The sequence below is a fragment of the Tardiphaga sp. genome (assembly GCF_044340795.1).
Classification (GTDB): domain Bacteria; phylum Pseudomonadota; class Alphaproteobacteria; order Rhizobiales; family Xanthobacteraceae; genus Tardiphaga.
In genome coordinates this window covers 1-6,372 of sequence record NZ_JBIISY010000300.1, presented here as the reverse complement: position 1 = coordinate 6,372, position 6,372 = coordinate 1, and the positions used below count along the sequence as shown (strand labels likewise).

Below are 6,372 nucleotides of genomic sequence, written 5' to 3'. Positions count from 1 at the left end.
GCTTTGAAGTCGTGGAACTTGCTGCATTCGAGGAATGGGCCACGAAGTCACTTGGCCGGACGGGCGCAAGCAGCAGTTGATCGGCGTTTATCTCGTCCAGACAAGCGCCCAAAGAAAGTTTGCCCGAGGCCGCAAGGCAATTCCTTTTTGCTCATGATAGTTAGGCCGAACGTCGTTCGCAGCCGCCGCTCTTAGACATAACGCGTTCCAATTCGCCGGGGGGAAGCGGTTTCGCATATTTGAAGCCCTGGACTTCATCGCAATTTCGTCTGCGCAGGAACGCTTCCTGAGCGCTCGTTTCGACACCCTCGGCCGTCACGGACAGGCCCAGATTATGCGCCAGTAAGATGATCGAGCTCGCGATTGCGGTGTCTTGCACGGACGACCCCTCATCGATGTTGCGGACGAATGATCTGTCAATCTTAATTCTCGTGATCGGATAGGTGGCGATGCATGACAGCGAGGCATAGCCCGTGCCGAAGTCGTCGAAAGCCACCTGCACGCCCAATTCACGCAGCAATCGAAGGGATGCGAGATTTGCATCGCTACCCAGAACGATATTCTCGGTGATTTCAAGTTCGAGGGCGTGAGGCGGCAGTTGCCATCTCTCAAGGGCTTGCTTCACCCGGGCAACGAGTTTGCCGTCTGCAAACTGACAAGCAAAGAGATTGACGGCGACACGCAGTTCGCGACCATCGGCGCGCCATCGCGAGATCGCCTTGCAGGACTCGTCAAGGATCCAGTCTCCGACGTCATTGGCATAAGGCCCATCGGCCAATGCCTCGATGAAAAGATTGGGCGGAAGCAACCCGCGCACCGGATGGTTCCAACGCAAAAGGGCTTCGACGCCTACCATTGATTTGTCCGACAACCGGAACTGCGGCTGGAAGTGGAGGATGAACTCGCGATCGGACATTGCTCGCCGGAGTTCCTTGTTGAGCTCGAGCCGAGCGTAGGCCGACGCCCTCATTAGAGGGCTGTACGAGCGAGTTTTTCCCCGCCCCGCGCTTTTGGCGGCATAAAGCGCGAGGTCCACGTTCGCCAATAAATCCTCGGCGCTCGACGCGTCGCGCAGACCGAAAGCCACGCCAGCGCTCGCACCGATGACGACCCGGTGTTCATCGATGTCAAAGGGCTCACGCAGATCGCTGAGGACATCGTCTACAACACGGTAGACGGCGAGGGGGTCATCGATCTCGAATACGGCGAAGAACTCGTCCCCGCCAAATCTGTAAAGGCGAGTGTCCCGAGGCGCACGGTGCAGAAGACGTTCCGGAACGCGTTGCAGCAGCGCGTTGCCGAATTCATGGCCTAGGCTGTCGTTCACGTCCTTGAACCCGTCGAGATCGAACATGACCACCACGAGGGATCCCTTTGGATCGGCAAGGCGCTCCTCGAGATACTGGACCAGACTGATCCGGTTCGGTAGAGCCGTCAGGGCATCGTAGTGCGCGAGCCGCCGAAGCGTCATTGAAGTCTGCTTTGCGGCAGTCATGTCGCGGCCGATGAGAAAGAAACGCTCGGCTTCCTCGGACCAGACCCCAGATATGCCGATCGGAACCCAATGTCCGTCCTTGTGGCGGAATTCGCATTCTAAGTCCTGGATGCCGGGTTCGGCCCCGCCGATCGACGCTTCCATGCGAACACGAAGCAATTCGAGCGCTTCCGGCTTTACTAGATCGCCGCCGTAGCTGTTGACCAAAGACTCAGGCGAATAGCCCAACACAGCTTCGCAACTGCGGCTGATCCGTTTGACGATGCGATCGCGGTCCGTCACGACGATCAGGTCAACCGACGTCTCGAACAGGCGGCGATGCTCTTCCACTTCACGGCGCAGCGTGTCAGAGACGAGCTTTGCCATCCGATCGGTTTTCGCCCTCTCGCGTTGCGTCAACGGAAGCCAGCGGAAGAGAAGCAGGACCAAAACGGTAACAGCCGCTACAACATTGAGAAGTTTTGGAATGATGAGGAGGTAGGGAAGGCTGAGCAGTGCGCCAATTCCGCTCGGCAAAATTCCATATTGAGCGCCGAAATAAGCTCCGAAGTAGATGTTCTCGACGATGTTGCGCAGGGTATCAATCGTCACCACGATAAGCAGAAGCCGTCCGGTGCCGAGCGTCCTTCTGTGCTTGGAGAAGGCAACTGCAACCGTGACAAGAACGGCTGACCAAAGGCAAACGATAATTAAGTAAGTAAACGCCGCGGCAGAGTTCATCATCTCGCTCGAACTATCAGTCTGGGAAGCGACCTTGCGGACAAGTGGTAAACTTATCTTTGCAACGCCCCTGATGAAGCGATTGTGCCCGGACCGGGGGCGAAAAAAGAGGGAAGCGGCTAACGGACGTTTGATGTCGGCATCAATCGTGGTTATGGGGCGATAATCTGCGGCGTATGCCAAAGCCTCTGCCACAGCGGCGCCGAATATTCTGGAAGTCGGTTGACGAAGTGCCAGTACCATGTGTCCGCGGCCTGGTCGCTTGGGGAGTTCAATATTTCGCCTCAGCTCGCGATTCTTAGAAGCCCGCGGCGAACTGAGTCATCTCGAGGAAGGCAGAATGAAGCGCAAACAGAAAACCCGCCGGTGAGACAGCGGGTTTTCGAAGCCACGTCCACGGTGTGAGTCCTGTACCCGAGGCCTGTTACACACTGGGAGTTTAAGGTTAACGAACCGTTTCCGTAATCAGGTCTTGATGTCGGCCGGGAGCTTGCCGCCATTGGCGGCCAGTTTAGTCATGACCTGCTTATGCAGCCATACGTTCATATCGGCCGAGTTCGACGTGTCGCCGGTATATCCCAATTCCTTGGCGAGCTCCTTGCGCGCCGTCAGACTGGAGTCGATGTCGAGCGCTTTCATCAGATCGACGATCGATGTCTTCCATTCGAGCTTCTCTCCCTTAGCCGCTACCGCCTTATCGAGGATCGGAGCAACATCGACATTGGTGCCTGTTGCCCCGCTGGGCGCGGACGACGCCTCGGCCGCGTTGGCAGGTATTGAGCCAGCCGCCGCTCCCGTGGACGCCGTGTTCGATCCGCCCGGTGCCGCTTCCGCGTGCCCGAATATCGCGCCCATGATTTTCCCGAAAATACTCATCGTCGTCTCCTGTCTTAGCCGTCGATACGCGGCGAGGACACAACACGCAAAACGGCTCAATGTTTCGGGGCCTTCAGGCGCAGCATCGTGCGTGTTATGACTTTCGCCCGTGCGCTTGGCCCTGTGCCCGCGGATCTTCTGGAGTATCGCGACACGCGCCGCGTACAATGTTTTCCATTCTCGGCCAGCTGCGATTCCGAAGCTATTGTGCGCTGCACTGGCGCGATCATTCCTCAGGTTTTGCCATTCGCAAGCTCTCGTGGGCAATGTCCCCGAAGAAATTCGTGAGGCTGTGTTCTTGCCTGTCGGCAGTATCATCGGGCATATTCGAATCCTTTCGATGCGACAATCGACCACGCCGCCTAGTGACAAAGCATGTTTCGGCTTCACCGGTGGGCTGGAGGAGAACGTTGATCGTCAAGCCTTGGACGCCTGAGGACGTCACACGTTTGATCGAACTGGCCGAAGGAGGCGCGACGCTGATGCGGGCGAGCGCGGCGCTCGGTCGTTCGTCAACATCCGTCCAAAAGAAGGCCCGCTCGCTGGGCAAGGAGTTCGCCGGCGTGCGCAAGGTGCGTGCCGATCTGCGGGCGAACGGTGTGCTCGAGGTCAAGTAGTCTTACGCACGATTGACCGCTTTCTCGGCGATCGTGCTATATCCCGACAGTCAACTCCGACTGGTCGGACTTTCAGGTGTGAAGTGAGCGAAACGACCACCGAACGGGAGATGCGGGAGCGCGAGAGCGAACTGGCCGAAGTCCAGCGCATTGCCAAAGTTGGCGGTGTCATTGTGGATTTGCGCGACGGTTTCCGCAACTACCGGTCTCCCGAATACCTCGCGCTCCACGGTCTGCCTCCGCAAGCCGCCAAGGAAAGCCATTCGGACTGGGTCCAGCGCATCCATCCAGATGACCGTGATCGGACGGAACGTCACTTCCTTGACGTCCTGCACGGTTCGTCCGACCGATACGCTGCGGAATACCGTATCGTCCGACCAAGCGACGGCGAGATCCGCTGGATAGCAGTCGAAGCGAGGATTGAACGCGGTCTCGATGGGCGCGCGATCAAGCTCGTCGGTGCGCACATGGACATCACCGAACGCTCCTTGGCACGAGAAATGCTGCGGGAGAGCGAGGAAAGATTCAGGTTGATCGCCGACAGCGCCCCGGTTCCTATCTGGGTGACCCAACTGGATCGAACACGGAGCTTCGCGAACAGGGCTTATACCGAATTCGTAGGGCTTCCTTATAAGAAAGCCTTGGCGTTCGACTGGCGTACGATCCTGCATCCAGACGATGCCGAACGTGTCAAACGCGAGAGTGTCGCCGGAGAGGCATCGCTTGCCCATTTCACATTGGAGGCGCGATTTCGCGATGCCGCAGGTGAATATCGCTGGATCCGTTCGGAATCACAACCCCGATGGGACCCAGCTGGAAGACATATCGGCTTTATCGGAGTCGCCCACGATATCACCGATGCCAAACGGGCCGAAATCAACCTGCGATCGGTGAACGAACGCCTCGAAGGATTGGTCGGGGAGCGAACCAACGAGCTTCGCAGCCGCGAATCCCAGCTTCTCGCTATCCTGGAGACCACTAACCAGTATCAGGGCTTGCTCGATCTGCACGGCAGGCTTCTCTATGCCAATGCCACATCGCTAGCGGCCGCCGAGGTCAATCTGGAAGACGTCGTCGGTCGCCCGTTTGCCGAGTCCGTGTGGTTTGCCGGGACGGACGGCGCGATGGAGACGATCGAGCGCGGCGTCCGCGACGCGATCGGCGGATCGGCCTTCCGGAAGGAGCTTGAACTCAATCTTCCGGGCGGTCGTCGTCATCTCGATGTTGCCTTACGTCCGGTCACCGATCAGAGCGGACGCGTCACGGCTATTTTGGCCGAGGCGGTCGATACCACCGACCACCGCACTGCCGAGGAGGCACTTCGCCAGGCGCAGAAGATGGAAGCCGTCGGTCAGCTCACCGGCGGCGTCGCCCATGACTTCAATAACCTGCTGACCATCATCCGGTCCGCAACCGATTTCCTGCGACGACGCGACCTTTCGGAAGATCGAAGACGACGATACGTGGACGCGATTTCCGACACGACGGACCGTGCATCGCGACTGACATCGCAGTTGCTCGCTTTCGCGCGGCGCCAGCCACTGGCGCCCGTGATCTTCGACGTGGCTGCACAAGTCCGGAATGTGGCAAGCCTCGTCCAACCCTTGGTCGGCGCAAGGATTGCCATCGAGGTCAAGGAGACGCCATCGAAGCTGTTCGCGCTGGCGGATATCGGGCAATTCAAGACCGCTCTCGTCAACCTTGCCGTCAACGCGCGGGACGCCATGAACGGTGAAGGGCAACTCGCCATTTCCTATCGCGAGGCAGACGGTATTCCGCCCGTCAGATCGCACGGTGCGCGGCAGGGGGAATTCGTGGCGATTGCGGTCGCTGACAGCGGCGCCGGCATCCCGGCCGAGCATCTACAAGCCATTTTTGAGCCGTTTTTTACCACAAAGCAGGTGGGGCGGGGCACCGGGCTTGGCCTCAGCCAGGTTTTCGGATTTGCAAAGCAGTCGGGCGGCGACATTCTCGTCTCCAGTCTTATCGGCGCGGGATCCGTCTTCACGATCTATCTGCCACGCGCTGTCGAACCGACCGCTGTAGGAACCGTGACCTTGCCGTCGGTGGATTCTGCGGGCGGCTTCGGAAACTGTATTCTCGTCGTCGAGGACAATGTCGAGGTCGGACGTTTCTCCACCGAACTGCTCGAAGATCTCGGCTATGCCACCGATTGGGCGACGTCGGCCGACCAGGCACTCGCAATGCTCGCGGAGAACGCGTCATCCTACGACCTCGTCTTTTCAGACGTCATCATGCCGGGAATGAACGGCGTCGAACTCGCTTTGATCATCCGGGATCGTTATCCAGGTTTGCCGGTCGTCTTGACCAGCGGATATAGCAGTGTGCTTGCGGACCACGCCCATGAGGGGTTTGAGCTTGTGCAGAAACCGTATTCGGTAGAGGTTCTCTCACACGTCTTGCGAAAATCGATCGGCAATCGCAACCCGATCTCTGCAGAACGTGCGCCGTGACCGAACCGGCCGCCACCTTGTATCCGCATCCACTTCTCGCTCGGCGCACCGAGCACCCGAGTCGTTAAGGGACTTCCATGACAACATCTCGCACCGCGACCTCCAGGCTGGGGCTTGATCCCGGCGTCGCCCTTGGATTGGCGCTTGCGCTCGCGTTCTTCGTTATCAGCGGCGTGGTTGGCTATCTTAA

General features: G+C 58.7%; 4 protein-coding genes. 2 read left to right on the top strand and 2 right to left on the bottom strand.

Features of this window, described 5'->3' with window-relative positions:
• Positions 1 to 160: 160 nt before the first annotated feature.
• Positions 161 to 2,458: a putative bifunctional diguanylate cyclase/phosphodiesterase gene (locus ACIQ17_RS29440; protein WP_398472976.1), complete on the bottom strand. Its 2,298-nt coding sequence runs from the start codon at positions 2,456 to 2,458 to the stop codon at positions 161 to 163.
• A gap of 222 nt (positions 2,459 to 2,680) precedes the next feature.
• Complete coding sequence (locus tag ACIQ17_RS29435; protein WP_398472979.1) at positions 2,681 to 3,091, bottom strand: DUF3597 domain-containing protein; 411 nt, start codon at positions 3,089 to 3,091, stop codon at positions 2,681 to 2,683.
• Positions 3,092 to 3,501: 410 nt separating this feature from the next.
• On the opposite strand from ACIQ17_RS29435, the gene ACIQ17_RS29430 reads away from it, so the two are divergent.
• Both ACIQ17_RS29430 and ACIQ17_RS29425 read left to right on the top strand, forming a co-directional pair.
• Positions 3,502 to 3,708, top strand: a complete 207-nt coding sequence (locus ACIQ17_RS29430; protein WP_398472975.1) for a hypothetical protein — start codon at positions 3,502 to 3,504, stop codon at positions 3,706 to 3,708.
• Positions 3,709 to 3,818: 110 nt separating this feature from the next.
• The gene (locus ACIQ17_RS29425) at positions 3,819 to 6,182 is read left to right on the top strand and encodes a PAS domain S-box protein (protein WP_398472978.1); all 2,364 of its coding nucleotides are present in this window, start codon (positions 3,819 to 3,821) and stop codon (positions 6,180 to 6,182) included.
• Positions 6,183 to 6,372 lie beyond the last annotated feature (190 nt).